Origin of the sequence: Sporanaerobacter sp. PP17-6a (assembly GCF_900095615.1) — a bacterium.
Classification (GTDB): Bacteria; Bacillota; Clostridia; order Tissierellales; family Acidilutibacteraceae; genus Acidilutibacter; species Acidilutibacter cellobiosedens.
On sequence record NZ_FMIF01000016.1, the window covers coordinates 61233 to 80443 of the forward strand.

18 protein-coding genes are annotated in these 19211 nt (G+C 31.9%); 14 read left to right on the forward strand and 4 right to left on the reverse strand.

The annotated features are described in order from the left end of the window. Window positions 1-36 precede the first annotated feature (36 nt). Window positions 37-981 (forward strand): tetratricopeptide repeat protein, encoded by a 945-nt coding sequence (locus PP176A_RS08120; RefSeq protein ID WP_071139970.1) that lies wholly within the window; start codon window positions 37-39, stop codon window positions 979-981. Window positions 982-1036: 55 nt separating this feature from the next. After that, a complete protein-coding gene (gene map / locus PP176A_RS08125) occupies window positions 1037-1783 on the forward strand; it encodes a type I methionyl aminopeptidase (RefSeq protein WP_071139971.1) in 747 nt (248 codons plus the stop codon). Between the two features lie 37 nt (window positions 1784-1820). Here the strand turns inward: map and PP176A_RS08130 are convergent, their stop codons facing one another. Next, window positions 1821-2621: an ABC transporter permease gene (locus PP176A_RS08130; protein ID WP_071139972.1), complete on the reverse strand. Its 801-nt coding sequence runs from the start codon at window positions 2619-2621 to the stop codon at window positions 1821-1823. A 344-nt stretch (window positions 2622-2965) separates the two neighbouring features. Between PP176A_RS08130 and PP176A_RS08135 the strand changes: the two genes are divergently transcribed. The 5 genes from PP176A_RS08135 (at window position 2966) to PP176A_RS08155 (ending at window position 8057) form a co-directional block, all read left to right on the forward strand. Beyond that, entirely contained in the window at window positions 2966-4585 is a 1620-nt protein-coding gene (locus PP176A_RS08135; protein WP_071139973.1) for a hypothetical protein, read from the forward strand. Window positions 4586-4705: 120 nt separating this feature from the next. After that, window positions 4706-5026, forward strand: coding sequence for a PadR family transcriptional regulator (locus PP176A_RS08140; protein WP_071139974.1), 321 nt, complete (start codon window positions 4706-4708; stop codon window positions 5024-5026). After that, window positions 5019-5588, forward strand: coding sequence for an HAAS signaling domain-containing protein (locus tag PP176A_RS08145; RefSeq protein WP_071139975.1), 570 nt, complete (start codon window positions 5019-5021; stop codon window positions 5586-5588). The genes PP176A_RS08140 and PP176A_RS08145 overlap by 8 nt, the downstream gene beginning before the upstream one ends. A gap of 11 nt (window positions 5589-5599) precedes the next feature. Further along, the gene (locus PP176A_RS08150) at window positions 5600-6688 is read left to right on the forward strand and encodes a DUF4097 family beta strand repeat-containing protein (RefSeq protein ID WP_071139976.1); all 1089 of its coding nucleotides are present in this window, start codon (window positions 5600-5602) and stop codon (window positions 6686-6688) included. Window positions 6689-6827: 139 nt separating this feature from the next. Next, window positions 6828-8057, forward strand: a complete 1230-nt coding sequence (locus PP176A_RS08155) for a S41 family peptidase (RefSeq protein ID WP_083381865.1) — start codon at window positions 6828-6830, stop codon at window positions 8055-8057. Window positions 8058-8129: 72 nt separating this feature from the next. Here the strand turns inward: PP176A_RS08155 and nudC are convergent, their stop codons facing one another. Next, entirely contained in the window at window positions 8130-8963 is an 834-nt protein-coding gene (nudC, locus tag PP176A_RS08160; RefSeq protein ID WP_071139977.1) for an NAD(+) diphosphatase, read from the reverse strand. Window positions 8964-9001: 38 nt separating this feature from the next. Beyond that, entirely contained in the window at window positions 9002-9955 is a 954-nt protein-coding gene (locus PP176A_RS08165) for a 2-hydroxyacid dehydrogenase (RefSeq protein WP_071139978.1), read from the reverse strand. 176 nt (window positions 9956-10131) lie between these two features. Here PP176A_RS08165 and PP176A_RS08170 point away from each other — a divergent pair, with 176 nt between their 5' ends. Beyond that, the gene (locus tag PP176A_RS08170) at window positions 10132-10911 is read left to right on the forward strand and encodes an ABC transporter ATP-binding protein (RefSeq protein ID WP_071139979.1); all 780 of its coding nucleotides are present in this window, start codon (window positions 10132-10134) and stop codon (window positions 10909-10911) included. A 72-nt stretch (window positions 10912-10983) separates the two neighbouring features. Here the strand turns inward: PP176A_RS08170 and rodA are convergent, their stop codons facing one another. Next, on the reverse strand, window positions 10984-12090 hold the full coding sequence (rodA, locus tag PP176A_RS08175) for a rod shape-determining protein RodA (RefSeq protein WP_071139980.1): 1107 nt from the start codon (window positions 12088-12090) through the stop codon (window positions 10984-10986). A gap of 135 nt (window positions 12091-12225) precedes the next feature. Between rodA and queG the strand changes: the two genes are divergently transcribed. The 6 genes from queG (at window position 12226) to PP176A_RS08205 (ending at window position 19186) form a co-directional block, all read left to right on the forward strand. Then, window positions 12226-13335, forward strand: coding sequence for a tRNA epoxyqueuosine(34) reductase QueG (gene queG / locus PP176A_RS08180; protein WP_083381866.1), 1110 nt, complete (start codon window positions 12226-12228; stop codon window positions 13333-13335). A gap of 80 nt (window positions 13336-13415) precedes the next feature. Beyond that, window positions 13416-14606 (forward strand): glycine C-acetyltransferase, encoded by a 1191-nt coding sequence (locus PP176A_RS08185; protein WP_071139982.1) that lies wholly within the window; start codon window positions 13416-13418, stop codon window positions 14604-14606. Between the two features lie 97 nt (window positions 14607-14703). Continuing rightward, a complete protein-coding gene (locus tag PP176A_RS08190; RefSeq protein ID WP_071139983.1) occupies window positions 14704-14985 on the forward strand; it encodes a DUF503 domain-containing protein in 282 nt (93 codons plus the stop codon). 9 nt (window positions 14986-14994) lie between these two features. Next, window positions 14995-15645 (forward strand): endonuclease III, encoded by a 651-nt coding sequence (gene nth, locus PP176A_RS08195; RefSeq protein WP_071139984.1) that lies wholly within the window; start codon window positions 14995-14997, stop codon window positions 15643-15645. A 56-nt stretch (window positions 15646-15701) separates the two neighbouring features. Then, on the forward strand, window positions 15702-17690 hold the full coding sequence (locus tag PP176A_RS08200) for a cell division protein FtsA (protein ID WP_071139985.1): 1989 nt from the start codon (window positions 15702-15704) through the stop codon (window positions 17688-17690). 77 nt (window positions 17691-17767) lie between these two features. Next, window positions 17768-19186, forward strand: a complete 1419-nt coding sequence (locus PP176A_RS08205) for a VanW family protein (RefSeq protein WP_083381867.1) — start codon at window positions 17768-17770, stop codon at window positions 19184-19186. The last annotated feature ends 25 nt before the right edge of the window (window positions 19187-19211 follow it).

The window sequence follows — 19211 nt, forward strand, 5'->3', positions numbered from 1 at the left end:
ATAGAATTAATTATTCATGTAAGAGGTGCTGATTTAATGAAAGGTCATTTAAGTGATTATGACAGAAGATATAATTATATAATACTTGCCGAACGCTCTTATTTAGATAACAAAATGGGAAAAGCCATTAAATTTTATTTAAAGGCTTTAAATTTTCCGGGAGATAAAGATGAAACTATAGAGATACTTTATAATATTGCGTTTTTATATAGCAAAGTGGGAGAAAGAGAAAAATCCCTGAAGGCATATGAAAGGATAATTAAAGAGGATGAAAAAGAAGCTGGAGCCTATTTTGAAATGGCTTCTATTTATGAAAAAATAGGAAATAAGGAAAAGGCATTAAAATATTATTTTAACGCTGTGAAACTAAATGAGGAATACAACAGGGCATATTTTTATATAGCTAATATATATGACGAGATAGGGAAGAAGGATGAGGCAATAAAATATTATAAGAAGGTTATTGATCTTATACCAAATGATTATGTTGCCTATAATAATTTAGGTTCTATATATGAAGAACTTAATCAGTATGATAAAGCATATGATATGATTAAAGAAAGCATAAAAATAAATCCCGAATATTATAAGGCATTGTTCAACATGGGAGTTATAGAAAAGAAACGAAAGAATTTAAAAAAATCAGTGGAATACTATAATAAATCCATTGAAAAAAACAAAACGTATCCTTATTCTTTTTTAAACAAATCGGTTATTTATATAGAAAGAGGGAATATTAAAGGGGCAATAAAAGTTTTGACAGAAGGGATAAAATACAATCCTCATGCAGAATATTTATATTATAATCGGGCCTGTTGTTATTCAAAGATTAAAAAATTGGATGAAGCTTTAAATGATTTAAAAAAAGCTATAATTTTATATCCGAATTTCATAGACATAATCAAACTTGATAAGGATTTAGAAAATTTATATAAAGATAGCAGATTTATTTCTCTTATTAATAAAAAATTTAGGGTATAGGAAATATGGTTTATTTTTTAAATAATAAGTATAAATTGAAAGGGAGTACATATATATGATAATTTTAAAAACTGAAAATGAAATTGAAAAAATGCAGAAGGCGGGAAGAATATTGGCAAATTGTCATAAAGAAATTAAAAAGATGATTAGGCCGGGAATATCTACTTATGATATTGACAAATTCGCAGAGGAATTTATAAAAAAGAACGGAGCCACGCCGGAGCAAAAAGGATATCAAGGGTATCCCTTTGCTACTTGTACATCTGTAAATGATGAAATATGCCATGGATTTCCCGGGAAAAAGCCGCTCCGAAACGGAGATATTGTTACCGTTGATATGGTAGTTAATTTAAACGGATGGCTTGCCGATTCTGCGTGGAGCTATGCGGTAGGGAATATTTCCGAAGAGGCAAAAAAACTAATGGAAGTGACTGAAAAATCACTTTATATAGGGATAGAAAAGGCTGTAGCAGGGAATAGGATAGGAGATATATCCTATGCAATTCAGTCTTATGTAGAAGCCCAAGGTTTCTCAGTGGTAAGAGATTTTGTAGGACACGGAATAGGAAAGGAAATGCATGAAGAACCACAAGTACCCCATTTTGGACGTCCCGGAAGAGGGCCGAGGATTACAACGGGAATGGTATTTACAATCGAGCCTATGATAAATGTGGGGACTTACCATTGTACTATAGATAACAACAACTGGACTGCACGAACTAAAGATGGAAAGCTTTCTTGTCAGTATGAACACACTATTGCAATAACTGAAAATGGAGTTATTATAATTACCAAACAATAGAAAAATCCCTTTATAGGGATTTTTTTATTGCTTATTGTTATTGCTGCCATTTCATAAACTTATTTTCCAATATTGCAATTATTTGATACATAAAGGCTGAAATTATTGCAAGTATAAATACGCTCATCATAACTAAATCCAATTTGAATACCTGCCCGCCGTATACTATTAGGTATCCTATACCTGCTTTTGACACTAAGAATTCTCCTACAATTACTCCTATCCATGATAATCCTATGTTTACTTTAAGAGTACTTATAATTGTTGGAATACTTGATGGAAATACCACTTTTTTAAGTATCTGAAATTTTGTAGCCCCAAATGTTTTTAACAGCTTAATTTTATCTTCATCTACATTTTGAAAACTTAAGTAAATATTCATAATGGTTACTACGATAGATACTGTAATGGCTGTTACTATTATTCCTGAATATCCTGCGCCTGCCCATAAAATCATTATAGGGGCAAGAGCAGTTTTAGGAAGACTGTTAAGAATGACCAAATAAGGATCTAATACTCTTGCCATAAAATCCGACCACCATAGACCAATAGCAATTACTACACCTAATATAGTCCCAAATACGAAACCGGCTATGGTCTCCATGACAGATATTCCTACATGGTAGTATAGATCTCCGTTTTTAACGTAATTGATGAATTGAGCCCAAATTTCCGAAGGATAGCTGGTTAAGAAGGTATCTATAATATTTAATCTTGCAAGAATTTCCCAAATTGAAAGGCACAAAATCAGGATTAATAATTGAGTAAATACTATAAGTTTTTTTCTCTTTTTTCTTCTATCCATATATTCCATATGTTCTTTTGATACAGTGCTCATAGTTAGCCTCTCCTCTCTTATACCAAAATTAAGTATTCAATTTATATTATTCATGTAGAAATGAAATGTTCTATGTTTTAATAAAGTCCTTTTTTATAACCGATAAGAAAGTTAAAATTTTAATGTGAACTTTCCGTAGATGTGTTTCAAAAAAAAGTGCCTCCTTAATGTTTTTTTCTAATAAAAACCTTTTCATAATAATGACAACTAAATGTCAGTGACAATATTATGTTATTTGTCGAACTATATCTTTTTATGTAAAAAGGGATTGTTAAAATTAATATATAATTAAAATGTTTTACAAATTTATAAATATAAGAATATATGTGCTAGGAGGAATATGTGTGAATCAAAATCTTAAATTTGGCAAATGTTTAAATCTGGTTTTATCTACTCTCGATATTAATTACAGTAAATTAGCAAGGGCAATAAATGTGGATTCTTCCCTTGTCAGCAGATGGGCTAATGATATAAGAATACCTCCTTACGATTCCAACCATATTGATAATATTGTGGCTTACATATCAGATATCGTAGAAAACGATTCCTATAGACTTGGAAAATTGCAGAATTTATTGTTAGTAATAGGTGGCGATAAATGTGATAAAAATGAGACACTTAAAAAAAGATTAATGAATTTGTTTATTTGTTCTCAGCAGTTTTCTATTGAACAGAATAAGAAAACAAAAATTTTATTATCTAATGGAGGAAACAATTCATTTAAAAACGATTATTGTAAAAGCAAGTTAATGGAAATGGGGCTAAGAGATGAAATTAAAACTAAATCATTGTCTTCTAAGGACAGAGTTATAAATGGAGGGGAAAATGCTATAGAAGAAATATTGGATAAACTAGATAAGGCTTCTAAATTAGATGGTTGGCTAAGTGAACCAATTTTATTCAATTTAGGAGGAAGCATTGACGGTATTTTAAATTCTAAAGAGATAGTTAAAAAATTCAAAAATATCTTAAAGAAGCTTTTGGATAATTCTTGGCAAATAGTATTTAACGTATTTTTGTATGAAGATAATGTAAGAACCATAAAAGTACTCAATTTTGTTAGAGAACTCATTAATTACAGAAATTTTTCTATGTATTATTTTAGGGGAAATAGTCCATCAGACCCTGTGACTGAAATGGTTATTCTACCTAAAATAAGTGCTTTTATTTATTTTAGAAATGATCCTTTTGCACAAATAGATACTTCTTTTTATTTTGAAAGTAATTCAACAATTGAAATGTTTGTTAAAAGTTATTATGAACTGATTATTTATTCTGTTCCTTTAATTACGGCACGTTTGAATAATAAAAATAAATATGATGAAATATATTTTGGTAATGAATTCAAATTTGGCGATAGATTCATGTACGGCGAAATGATTAATGATTTAAATATTTCTATGAATACTTATGAAAAATTTTTGTATGATTTGGAATATACTTGCGAAGAATTCAATTATAGACTGTCTGGTCATGAAAAAAAGTTAAAAATGTTTGAATATCAAATAAAATATTATAATTATAAAGATATATATATAAAAGAAGATGTAGAGAAATTTTTAATGGATATGGCTTTCCAAGATAAACCTTTTTTTAAAAATAGTACGTTAAAACCGAATAAAAATTATATAGTTGAGTATTTAAACAATACAATTTTTAATTTAAAAAATTATGATAATTATAAAATAGGATTAATAGATGATAAACCTGAAGAGAATTATCAAGATTATAAATTTTTAACAAAGGGAAGAAATTTTTTGATGATAGATACTAATAATAGATATGATGATTTTAGCAGTGAATTAGCATCAGATTTTTTAATTGATGAACCCATGATAGTACAAGCCCATAAAGATTATTTTAACAACTTGTGGGACAAGTTACCGAGTAATAATAAAAATAAAAAGAATGTTATTGAATGGATTCAAAGTCAGATTGATAAAATTTTTCATATCAATCCATAGATTAACAATTATTAGGTAAAAATTTAAAAATAATATTTTGATGGATTATTTTTAAATGCTATATTGCAATGCAAGGTAGCGTAGTATATAATATAGTTATATAAAGCAAAGGAGAAAATTATGAATATTCAATTAAAAAAGGGTGTTTTGGAACTGTGTGTTCTTTCTATGCTTATAAAAAGAGATTATTACGGATATGAACTTGTGGAACATATAAGTGAATATATTGATATATCAGAAGGTACTATATATCCTCTATTAAAGAGATTAAAAGATGGCGGTTATGTAAATACTTATCTGGCCGAATCCCAGGAGGGGCCTCCCAGAAAGTATTATAGAATTACTGAAGAGGGGAAGGAAACCTTTAATAAGCTTGAAGAAGAATGGAGTCATTTTATAAATGGAGTAAATGAATTAATAAGGGGGAATTTCCATGAATAAAAAAGAATTTATAGGTATATTGAGATCTAACATTAAAGGACTTTCCCAAGAAGAAACAGATGATATTATATATGATTATGAGGAACATTTTCAGATTGGGGAGTCAAAAGGGAAGAGTGAGGAGGAAATATGCGTTGAACTGGGAGATCCAAAGAGCATCGCTAAGATGTATAAAGCTAATTCAACTATAGAGAAAGCTGAAAATGATCCTTCCACTAAAAATTTATTTAAAGCCATTCTTTCTGCTACTGCACTTGGAATATTTAATTTTATTATAGTCTTGGGGCCGACTGTGGTGTCGTTCTTTGTATTGGTATTGCTATATGGAATATCTATAAGTCTTATACTGGGGGGGATGGAAACTATTTTTAATATTACGCTCGGCTCGTTTTTCCCAATAGAAATATATTTGGGAGTAAATCGTATTAGTTATATTTTCTTTGGAATCGGAATTGTTGGCTTGGGATTAATGATTATAATCGGAACATTTTATCTAAGCAAATTGTTTTATAAATTGGCCGTTAAATATTTGAAGTGGAATATTAATGTTATAAAAAAATAGGAGGAATGAAAATGAGTATGAAGAAAATAATTTTAATAATTTTGGGAATTACTCTTGTATCCTTTGGAATATGTTTTTTATCACTCAATTTTTCTGAAGGGAAGAGAGGTCATGATTTTAAAGGCGAGAATATAGATGTTGCTCCAGGCATAATCAATGTTGATGCAGATGGTGTAAAAGTAAACGTAGGTTTATCGGGAGTACATGTTACCGATGATGAAGGGGACAATGTTGTCAATGTAAGTCCTTCTGGAGTTAATTTAAAATCAGGAGATGAAAAGTTAGATTTGAAATCAAACAGTATAGATCATGAAAAGTTTGAAGATATAAAAGGAATTGAAAAGATAGATATTGGAACTTCCTTTGTTGATATAAACCTGATTCCGGAAGACAGAGATAATATAAGGATTCATTTCAACGGAAAGATAAAATCAGGTTCCGGAAATATCCCTTCCATGACATCTGAAAAATCGGGAAGTACCCTTTATATCGATGTAAAAAATAAGGGAACCGATTCTTACTATAGTAATTATAGCAATTATTCAGACTTAAAATTAGATATTTATATTCCAAAGGAATACAATGGGAAATTTGAGATGAATACTTCTTCTGGAGATATAACCGGAGAAAAGATGAATGTTAAGAGCATAAATATTGCTACGAGTTCCGGAGACATAAATTTAAAAAATATAAATTCGGATACTGTGACATTGGAAACATCTTCGGGAGACGGAAATATAAAAAGTGTCAATGCTGGTAATATAAAATTTAAGTCAGGTTCGGGTGACATGACCATAGAAGATATGAAAGGGATTTTAAACGCGGCAACGAGTTCCGGGGAGATTTCCGTAAGCTATAAGGAACTGAATGGGGATATTGCCGTTGTCAGCAGCTCGGGGGATGTGAAGGTATATCTTCCAAATAATTCAAAATTCAATCTAAATGCCGTCGGAGCTTCGGGAGAAATAGAATGTAATTTTCCCTTATCTGTAGTAAGTAAAGAAGAACACAGATTAGTAGGAAAAACGGGAGAAGGCAATAATAACATAGATATAACAACGAGTTCCGGAGATATTTCCATATATCCTAAAGAAAAATAATAAAAGTAATGTGATTGTTAAAGGGGAGGCCCTAACACAAGGGGACGGTTCTCTTGTGTCACTCAATGGGTATTTATAAAGTTTTCTATGAGCTGAGATCCGATACTGTTTGATTTGTTGTAAAGGGGAGGCCTTATTGATGAATGGGAAAAGCGTTAAAGTATTTGTAAACTTTATTATGATCTTTATTTTGATATCTGTTTTTTTGACCGGATGTTCTGGTGAAAATGCAGGAATCAGTTATGGGAAAAAGGAACTTACTTCTCAGGAAAAGATGGAAGACTTTGAATACATGTACAACATACTTAAGGAAAATTATCCTTATTTTGAAGTGAACAAAAGAGTTAACGGAGTAGATTGGCTTAAAAATAAAGAAATATATGAATCAAGAATTGAGAACACAAAGAACAATGAAGATTTCATGGAAGAACTGAACAGCATATTAAGTGAATTGCATAACGGGCATACTAATGTCTTATTTAAAAAAAATTTTCCCGATTTTTATAGTGTATATAAAGATATGGATAGTAGAAAGCCATGGTTTAATGTACTTACAAATAAAAAATCCATGGAGTGGTATGGTTTCAGTGAGGACTCTTTGAAGGATGAAAGCTCCGATGGACTTTTCAGCAGTACCAAACCTGCTTTTAAAACAGATAAAATTGTTCCCGACAAAGTAGCATATTTAAAGATCAGATTGATGGATCCCAAAAGAATTGAGGAAGACGGAAAAGAAATAAAAAAGTTTTATAATAAAATAGAAGATTATGACAAATTGATTATTGATATAAGAGGAAACGGTGGAGGTTCGGATTATTATTGGATAGAAAATATAATTAAGCCTTTAACCTTTAAACCTTTATCTGTCAACTACTATATGTTTGAACGAGGAGGAGAATATAATAAGAAAATTTATGATTCAATGGGCTCTGAATTTAGAGATATTTCATCAATTTCACCAGAAATCTTAAATAAGATGCCCCAAGAAGTAAAGACCAAGTTTAAAAATTATGAAATTTCTACAGCTGTAATAAAGCCATATAACAGCATAAACTTTAAGGGGAAGATATATATGCTGATAGATAAAGCGGTTTATTCTTCTTCCGATGGGTTTGCTTCTTTTGCTAAAGCAAGTAAATTTGCGACTCTTATCGGAGAAAGAACGGGGGGAGACGGGATAGGGCCAGATCCCATTATTTTTTCTCTTCCAAACAGCGGGGCTATTGTAAGATATTCAAGTCTTCTGTGTCTCAATCCGGACTATACCATAAACGAAGAAGTTCAGACTGCTCCGGATATAGAAGTAAATCCCGCTGTGGGAAACAGATATAAAGAAGATCTATGTATTCAGGCAGCAATTAAGGATTAAAAACTAACACAAGGGGACGGTTCTTTTGTGCGACACAAAAGAACCGTCCCCTTGTGTTTTTCCTTGTTTCATTCAATGGGTATTTATAAAATTTTCTATGAGCTGAGATCCGATACTATTTGATTTGTTGTATTTTCCGCATATTTCTTCTTTTCTAAACCAGCCGGCTGTGACTATTTCATCGCCGTCTTCCTTTATTTCTCCACTTAAATATTCTGCGGTAAATCCTATCATCATGGAGTTGGGAAAAGGCCAAGGCTGATTGCCGAAATATTTAATATTTTTAATTTCTATTCTCGTTTCTTCAAATACTTCTCTCTTAACGCATTGCTCAAAGGTTTCTCCCATTTCAACAAATCCTGCTATAACGCTGTACCTCCCGTTTTCAAAATTTTTATTGTGGGCAAGAAGAAGCTTGTCTTCTTTGGTAACAGCTACGATGATTGCCGGAGACGTTCTGGGCCATGTAGTGAATCCGCACTTTGGACATATCAAGGCTCTTTCGTTTTTATTTTTCTTCCTTTCCATTAAGCTTCCGCATCTTCCGCAATATCTATGATCTTTTTCCCAATTAATCAAAAGAAATACTTTGGCTGCTATTAAATAAAGTTCTTTCTCAACAAGGTAACTTAATTCCCTTAATCCTATGGCTTCTAAATTTTTAAATCCCGAAGGGATATTTTCGCATGTCCCTCCAAAACAATTTATATTGTCAAAGGAACCGATATACATAGGATTTTTGATATTCAATCCCATTTCTGAGATATCTTTTCCGGTAGGTATTTTTATGATTTTTTTTGATTTATTTACTGCAATTTTTCCGTTATTAAATATAAAATACAGATCCTCATCCCTTTCGGGGGAAAGGAGAATTGCAGAGGATTGAAACCGTAAATAGTTTTTCATAAGAAACTCCTTTCATAACCAAATAAATTGATGCATTTTTAGATTATTATATTCTGAGGATTGCCTTCAATCCATTTTGAAATATTTGCGAGGGCTATCTTGGCTCTTCTTTCCATCGCTTCTTCCGATGCAAACCCTATATGGGGAGTGAGAACGGTATTAGGTACATTTAAAAGGCAGTAATCCTTTGGCAAAGGAGGTTCCATATCAAACACGTCGATTCCGGCACCGGCTATTTCTCCTCTTTTAAGTTTGTAAGCCAATGATTTATTGTCTACAATAGGGCCCCGGGAGGTATTGATAAGAATGGAATCGGGTTTCATTAGATCGAGCTTTTCCTTTGAGATAAGTCCGCGAGTTCTATTATTTAAAGGCAAATGTACTGAAACTATATCACTATTGGATAACAGAGTATCCAGCTCTACGTATTTTGCTCCCAGCTTTTTAACATCTTCTTTTTCACTTCTGTTATAAGCCAAAATATTGCATCCTAAAGCAGCGCCTATTTCCGCAACTTTTTTTCCGATAGCGCCTGTACCTATTATTCCCAATGTTTTTCCGAAAATTTCTTTTTGCGTGAACCCCTCTTTTGTTTTATTCTCCTTAGTTTTTTCATCTAAAGGGACGATATTTCTCATTAAACTTATCATTAATCCGATAGCCAATTCCGCAACGGCTTGAGTACTATACCCTGCACAATTACATACGGTAATGTTTTTTTCCTTGCAGGCGTCCAAATCAACATGATCAACTCCGGTGAATGCTACAGAAATCATCTTAAGTTTTTGACAAGATAATATAAGTTCTCTTTTTAAAAGCATATTTGCTATTATCAGAACTTCAGCATCTTCCGCTCTTTTCTTCAAGATATCCATATTATCGGTTTTATCCTCATAAGATATAATTTCATGACCATTATCTGTGAGAGTTTTCCCGATATCTTTGATTTCTTTTTCAGGAATTCCCAAAGGTTCCAATATTACTATTTTCATAAAAACCCTCCTTTTCACTTTTATAACTAATTTAATTATATTACAACATTAGTTTTATATCCACTTTGAAGATATTTTATTTTAAATTTCCAAATGACTTAACAACCCATTCACATATTGACTTTTAAATGAATACTATAAAGTATCTTGTACTGACATAAAGGAGGTAGATGCCGATGGATGAAAATAAGATTGTAAAAATAAGAGATATAAGTATGAACTATCATACTGTAAAAGGTGAAACGAAAGTCATTGATAATATTAATTTAGATATATATAGAGGGGAAATAGTAGTTTTTATTGGACCAAGCGGATGTGGAAAGTCTACTCTTTTGTCAATTATTGCCGGACTTATAAAACCGACTAAAGGGGAAGTATTTATTAACGGGGAAAGACTTTCGGGAAGAACTGAAAAAATAGGGTATATGTTTCAGAGAGATCATCTTTTTGAATGGAGAACAATATTTCAAAATGTGTTAATAGGATTGGAAATTCAGGGGAAAGTAAGTGATGAGGACAAGGAGTTAGCAAAAAAAATGTTGAATGCTTACGGACTTTCGGAATTTAAAAACAGCTATCCAAGGCAATTATCAGGAGGAATGAGACAGAGAGCCGCTCTTATAAGAACTCTGATTGTAAAACCGGAGTTACTTCTATTGGACGAACCTTTTTCAGCTCTCGATTATCAAACGAGGCTGGCTATTGCGGATGAAGTAGGAATAATACTAAAAAAAGAGAAAAAAACAGCATTAATGGTAACTCATGACATATCGGAAGCAATTTCTATTGCTGATAGAGTAGTAGTACTTACTAACAGACCGGCTACAATAAAAGAAATAATCGATATAAAATTAACCTGCCCCGATGGGATAAGAACACCCATGAAATGTAGAGAATCACCGGAATTCAGGCATTATTTCAATTATATATGGCAAAAATTAGATGTACACATTTAATAGAAAAGTTATAAGATGAGACTAAAAAAAGGCTTCCTCAATGTATTAATAATTCGATGGAAGCCTTTTTTATTAAAAATTCAGACCTTCTTTATGAACCCCTACGCTTAAAGCAATTCCTATAGAAATCATATTTACCAAAAGGAAAGTCCCGCCGTAGCTTATAAAGGGAAGCGGAATACCTGTTATAGGCATTAAGCCTATAGTCATACCTATATTTTCCCATATATGAAAGAAAAGCATTGCGGTTATTCCTGTTACCATTAAGGAACCGAACAAATCGGTAGTATTCCTGGCAATCTTTACAAGTCTGTACATCATAATACCGAAAAGTACAATAAGAACCAGCCCACCGACAAGTCCGAGTTCTTCCCCTATAACCGCAAATATCAAATCCGTTTGTTTTTCCGGAATGAATCCGAATTGAGTCTGAACCCCGTTAAACAATCCCCTTCCCAGTATTTTTCCGGACCCCACGGCTATTTTTGATTGCCATGCTTGATATCCGGTATTGCTTGTATCATTTTGCGGATTTAAAAAGTTTAAAATCCTGTTTTTTTGATAGCTCTTTAAGGAAAACCATAATATAGGGAGGCTTATAACTCCCGCAATGATGGTGTATACAAAGTATTTTATATTAAGCCCGGCAATAAAAAGCATTATTATTATGAAAAACACAAATACTAAGGCAGTTCCGAGATCCGGCTGTTTATATATGAGGAATATGGGGACTCCGGCGAACAATAAAATTTTTAATAATGTCCAGAGGTTATTTATATCATTTTTGTTATTATCTATAAATTTTGATATTGATATAATTAATCCGATTTTTACGATTTCCGAAGGCTGAAATTGAAATCCGCCTATGCTTAGCCAACTTCTTGCTCCCCATGATTCATCTCCTGTTCCGAAGATAAGTACCGCAACAAGGAGTATGTTACAAAACACATAAATTGGAATATACAATTTGCCTAATATTCTATAATCCATTATTACCAATATTATAATGCAGCAGATTCCTAATATCATAGAAATAGTTTGTACTTTTATAAAACGGCTGGTTTCAAAACTTTTAGTTGCACTTGATATCATTACAAGACCGTATATGCATAGAAGTATGACGGTGATGAAGAGAACAAAATCAAATCTTTTTACGATACTTTTTCTAAAATTAAGCATACTCATTACTCCTTCTTCTATTACTAAAAATAATTATACCATATTGTTCTTTGTAAGGTATAGTCAAATTATGCAAAATTAAATCATATATGTTTATGTTATAATATTATTAAAAAAATTTAGAGAGGAATGGATATGAATATAAAAAAATATATAATGGATAAATCAAAAGAACTTAATATTGATATGATAAGATTTACGGATAGCAGTCCTTTAATTGATATTAAGGATTTTATTATGGAAAGAAAAAATTTAGGATATTCGACGGAATTTGAAGAAAAAGATATAGAGAGAAGGATAAACCCTAAAATTATACTTCCCGATTGTAAAAGTATTATAGCCATTGCTCTCTCATATAATATAAAATATAATGAAAATTTAAATACTGATTTAAAGGGAAAGCTTTCCAGATGCTCATGGGGATTGGATTATCATAAAGTTTTAAATAATAAGATGAAAAAACTTATTGAAGAAATGGAGAAAAAAGTAAAATTTAATTATTCTTATTTTGCAGATACGGGTCCTCTTGTAGACAGAGAAATTGCTAAAAAATCCGGTTTAGGATATTACGGGAAAAATTGTACCATTATCAATGAAAAATTTGGTTCCTTTATTTTTTTAGGATATATTCTGACTGACTTGGATATTGAAGAAGATGGAATAATTGAAGGATATAACTGCGGAGAATGTAATCTGTGTTTAAAAGCTTGTCCTACAGGGGCATTGGAAGCTCCATATAGGTTAAATCCTAAGAAATGCATATCCTATCTTACTCAGACCAAAGGAGATATTCCTTATGAGCAGAGAAAGAAAATGGGGATCAACGTATACGGATGCGACGTTTGCCAATTGGTATGTCCTAAAAATAAATATGCGGAGGAAAGTTCTAATAAGGAATTCCTGCCTTTAAGGACAAAGGGTTATATAGATATAAAAGAACTTTTTAAGATATCCAATAGGGAATTTAAAAATGAATACGGGAATATGGCGGGAAGCTGGGTAGGAAGAAATACTTTGAGGAGAAATGCAATTATAGCCTTGGGGAATATGAAAAAAGGAGAAAATGTTTCTTTCTTGAAAGAGCTTTTGTCTTTAAATAATATCGATTTTAATCTTAGAAAATATATATATTGGAGTCTGCTAAATATAGATAAGAAATTAGGAAAAGAAATTATTGGCGATGGCATAAAGGATAGAATTGATATTGATGAAATAGAAAAATTATTAAGATATTTTAAAATATGATATTTATTAAAAAATATGAGAGTTTGTGATATACTGTTTTTAGAGTATTGAAAACCTTTTTATTTTAAGGAGGAAAAAAGATGGAAAATGTTCATGAACTTAAATTTTTAAAGGAAAAGATTCAACAACTTAAGGATCAAGGTGTTTATAGAAAATTACCGGTACTTCAAGGCCCAAGTGATGCGGAAGTAATGCTTAACGGAAAAAAAGTTATTAATCTTTCTTCCAACAATTATTTGGGGTTTGCAAATCATCCAAGGCTTAAAAAAGCAGCTATTGAGGCTGTTGAAAAATATGGAGCAGGAACCGGAGCCGTAAGGACTATTATAGGAAACATGGATATTCATGAAGAACTTGAAAAAATTCTTGCTGAATTTAAGAGGGAAGAAGCAGCATTTGTTTATCAGTCGGGATTTAATTGTAATGCAGGAACTATTCAAGCCATAACCGAAGAAGGAGATTTAATTGTTTCCGATGAGTTAAATCATGCTTCCATTATTGACGGTTCAAGATTGAGCAAAGCTAAAAAAACTATTTTTAAACATTCGGATATGGACAGCTTGGAAGAGGTACTTAAAACCAATAGGGATAAATACAGGAATATACTTATTATCACTGATGGAGTATTCAGCATGGATGGTGATATTGCTAAACTTCCGGAGATAGTAGAATTAGCTGAAAAATATGAGGCAATGACTTATGTGGATGATGCTCATGGTTCCGGAGTATTGGGAGAAAGCGGAAGAGGAACGGTTGATCATTTTGGACTTCATGGAAGAATTGACTTTTCTATAGGAACTTTGTCTAAGGCTATAGGAGTATTGGGAGGTTATGTAGCAGGAAGCAATACTATGTATGAATGGCTAAATCATAGGGCAAGACCTGTATTGTTCAGTACATCTCTCCCTCCCGCAGCAGTAGGTGCTATCATTGAAGCCATTAAAATGCTTATGGAATCTACCGAATATACAGATAGATTGTGGGATAATGCCAAATACTTCAAAGCAAAACTCGGAAAATTAGGATTTAATACAGGCCATAGCCAAACTCCGATTACTCCTGTAATAATAGGAGAAGAATCGAAGACAATGGAGTTTAGCAGGGAATTATTTAATAACGGAGTATTTGTATCAGGAATAGTATTTCCTACAGTTCCGAGGGGAACCGGAAGGGTGAGATGTATGGTAACGGCCGCTCATACTAAAGAGCAGCTTGATAGGGCGGTAGATGCCTTTGAAAAAGTCGGGAATAAAATGCATATAATTGGGTAATTAAAAAGAGGGGAAATCCCCTCTTTTATTTTTTTCATAAATAGTCTAATATATAATTATAATATATAGAGTAATAAACATATGTGAGGAGGCAAAAATGGTTATAGGTGCTTGTACCTTAAAGTTACAAATATTTGAATCGAACTCCTTAAAGGATAAAAGGCATGTTATTAAAAGCATAATAGGGAAAATTCAATCCAGATTTAATGTATCAATTGCCGAATTAGATTTAAACGATAGCTGGCAGGTCTCAATAATAGGCTTTGCTTGTGTTACGAATAATACAAATCATGCTAATCAAATGGTTTCCAATATAATAAAATTTATAGATGGAGATAGCAGAATGGAAATTATTGATTATAATATTGAAATATTGTAGGTGATAAATATGAATAAAAAATTGACAGATAAAGAAATAAAGACTGTGTTGAATATTTTAGAAAACACATATCCTGAAGCAAAATCCGAACTAAATTTTTCAAATCCTTTTGAGATGCTTATTTCAACAATTCTTTCAGCTCAATGTACGGATAAACAGGTAAACAAAGTTACAGAAAAATTGTTTCAAGAATATAAATGCCCTAAAGATTTTTTATCTCTTTCTGAAGAAGAGCTTGGGGAAAAGATAAAAAGCTGCGGATTTTATAAGAATAAAAGCAAAAATATTTTAGGTACATGTAAGATGTTAGAAGAACAATATAATGGGCAGGTGCCTGATGACAGAGATGAATTGATGAAACTGCCCGGAGTCGGAAGAAAAACAGCTAACGTGGTTATTTCAAATGCTTACAAAAAGGATGCTATAGCTGTGGATACTCATGTTTTTAGAGTATCAAACAGAATAGGCCTGGCGGATAGCAACGATGTATACGAGACGGAAATGCAGTTGATGAATAATATAGATAAGAAAATGTGGTCTAAGGCACACCATCTTCTCATTTTTCATGGCAGAAGAATATGTAAATCGAGAAAGCCTTCTTGTGAAATCTGTCCTATAAATGAATACTGCCTTTATTACAAAGATAATATCAGAGAATAATTTCACATGAGAATGTTCGCTATAGAGAAATTATAAAAAAGAAAGGATTGTTTTCAATGCTAACTTTTGATAAAGGGATGAATGATTTAATATTTTCTTTGGACATAGGAACAAGAACTGTTATAGGTATAGTAGGAAAAATAACGGAAAATGGTAAATTTACCATACTCGCAAATTCCATTATGGAACATAACAGAAGAAATATGTATGACGGACAAATCCATGATATTGAAGGGGTAACTAAAATTGTTACTGAAATTAAAAAGGATTTGGAAAGCAAATTGGGGATTCAGCTAAAAAAAGCCTCTATAGCTGCTGCGGGAAGGTCATTGATATCTCAAAAAGTAAGATTGGATAAAGATATTGATGCTACAATGGAAATAGATAAAAATATGGTTGGAGCGTTGGAACTGGAAAGTATTCAGAGGGCTCAGGAATATATAGACAAGGAGAAAAGCAGAGAAAAATTAAAATATTATTGTGTGGGATATAGTGTAATGAGTTATTACTTAGATGGTGTTTATATGGAAAAGTTGGAGGGACATAAGGGGAGCACTATGGGTGCTGAAATTCTTGCTACTTTTCTTCCTCAAATAGTGGTGGACAGCCTCTATTCAGTAGTAATCAAGGCGGGGCTGGAAGTTGAAAATATAACCTTGGAGCCAATTGCAGCTATTAATGTTGCTATAGCCGAGAGTTTAAGGCTTTTAAATTTAGCTCTTGTGGATATTGGAGCGGGAACATCCGATATTGCCATAACAAGAGACGGCAAGATAATAGCTTATGCCATGATTCCCATAGCCGGAGACGAGATAACCGAGGGTTTATGCAAGACTTATCTTTTAGATTTCAATTCAGGAGAAAAACTGAAAATTGAACTTAACAAGAAAGACAAGCATGAATTCTCTGATGTTGTAGGCGTTACCCATAAGATTTCAACGGAGGAAATAATCGGTTCCATATCAGATACTATAAATTATTTGGCAAAAGAAATAAGTGAAAAGATACTTGAATATAACGGGAAAGCCCCAAGTGCGGTGTTCCTTATTGGGGGAAGCAGTCAGCTCCCTAATTTGAAGGAGAGTATCAGCGGATATTTAAATATTCCCAAGGAAAGAGTAGTTGTTAAAAATGCGGACTCTATAGATAATGTTGAAGGATTAACAGGAAGATTGAAAGGGCCTGACATTATTACTCCAATAGGAATTGCAATGGAAGGAATAAATAATACAAACCAGAATTTCTTAAAAGTTTATTTGAATAGGGAAGAAATAAGAATTTTTAATACGGAAAATATAAAGGTTTCTGATGTACTTATTCTCGTTAATTTTGATCCCAGAGATTTAATTCCCTATATGGGAGAAGAAACTTCTTTTTATGTAAATGGAAACAAGAAAGTTATTAAAGGAGAAGCCGGCGTTCCTTCGATTATATATGTAAATGATAAAATTGCAAATTTGAATACGGTTCTTAGAAATAATGATGAAATAAATATTACCAAAAGTATGAAGGGCAAGAAAAAAGAAGTATATCTTTTTGATTGTATTCCAATGGGAAGAATGGTAACTTTAAATAAAAGGGAGATAAGTTTGATTTCTGATGTAAAAGTTAATGATATACCAATCAAAGAAAATATTAAAATAAAAGATGAGGATAAAATTGAATATAAAGAAATAGGATATCTAAGAGATTTGATTCAGTATATGAATTTAACGGATTCAAATTTAGAGCTTTATGTCAATGGAGAAAAAGCTGATGAAAATTATTTACTGAAAGATAATGACGTAATTTTGACGAAAGATTTTAATTTGGACGATAAAGACAAAAATTCTTCACATAAAAAGATATATCTAAATATCAATGGCAAGAAAGAAGAGTTTGAATATAATAAAAGTGAGTTTGTTTTTGTTGATATTTTTGATTATATAGATTTTGATTTGAAAAACCCCCAGGGAAGATTAATCTTGAAATTAAATAATAAAACTCCCGAATATATGGAAAGATTAAAAGATGGAGATCATATTGAATTATACTGGGAGAAATAAATTTTATCTTCTGTTTTTTCCTTTTAATACATATCATAATTTTAGTAAAAGCAATATAGAAAAGATGGAGGTTTGTCATGGAAAAAACAAAAATAAAAAACATGCTTTTGATTATACTTGGAATTATAGTTATAATATTTGGAATAGAATTTTTTGTTTTATATTCTAAGTTGAATACTAAAACAATATATGAAGGGGTAAAGATTAACAACTATGACGTAGGAAATATGAATGAGGAACAAGCCTTAAAATTTCTTCAGGACAAGTTGGAAAAACAAATAGAAGAAAAAAATATGACTCTGAGATATGAAAATAAGACGTATAAAATCATGTTGAAAGATTTGGAATTTAATTATGATTATAAAAAGGGAGTGGAAGAAGGACACAATATTGGAAGGAGCGGTTCTGTTTTAAAAAGAATTAGGGATATATATGATACTAAAAAACATGGTGCAGAAATAGAGCTTCAATGGACATATAATCCCCAGAAGATAAAAAAAACAGTTGAAGGAATTGCTCAGGCTATAGATATGGAAGGAAAAGATGCCGATATTTCTTTTAACGGAAAAAATTTTTCAATTACGGAAGAAACAACAGGAAGAAAAGTAAATACGGAAAAACTGATTAAAGATATTGAAAACAATATGAATGATTTAAAGGAAATAACCATTGATGTTGAACAATCAGTTCCGACGAAGACCAAAGCTCTTCTGTCAAGGATAAACGGTGTTATCGGGGAATTCTCCACTTCTTTCAAGGGGAGCAGCAGGGATAGAATCGAGAATATTACTATATCTGCCAAATCAATAAATAATAAAGTGATTATGCCTAAAGAATCCGTTTCTTTTAATAATATTACAGGCCCGAGGGACAAAAAATTCGGATATAAGGAGGCAAATGTCATAGTATCGGGAGAGTTTACTCCCGGAGTGGGAGGCGGAGTGTGCCAGATGTCTACAACCCTTTATAATGCTTTGGTCCGTGCCGATATAAATATAATGGAAAGGCATCATCATTCCATACCGGCGACCTATGTAAATTACGGCCATGATGCGGCGGTTTCATATGGATATTTGGATTTGAAATTTCAGAATGAATTTGATTTTCCCATATATATTTATACGAGAGTTTCCGGCAGCAGAGTATATGTATATATTTATGGAGATAGAAATGTTAAAGACTATGATATTGATTTAGTTTCAGATCCGGTTGAAAAAGTTCAGGCTCAAGAAGAGACGGTTGTTGATACTTCATTAAAACCGGGGACTAAACAGCTGGTTCAAAAAGGTAGAAACGGGTACAAGGTGAAAACCTATAAAGTTGTTTCAAAAAATGGGGAAGTAACAAAAAAAGAGCTTATTACTTCAGATTTCTATACACCTAAAAATTATATATACAAAGTAAACCCACAGAAGGAAGATGCATCCAAGACCTTTACAGAGGAAGAAAGTTTGGATAGTTCTCATATAGAGGAAGAGATACCAAGAGATCAATAGACTTCACAGACTTGTACAAATGATT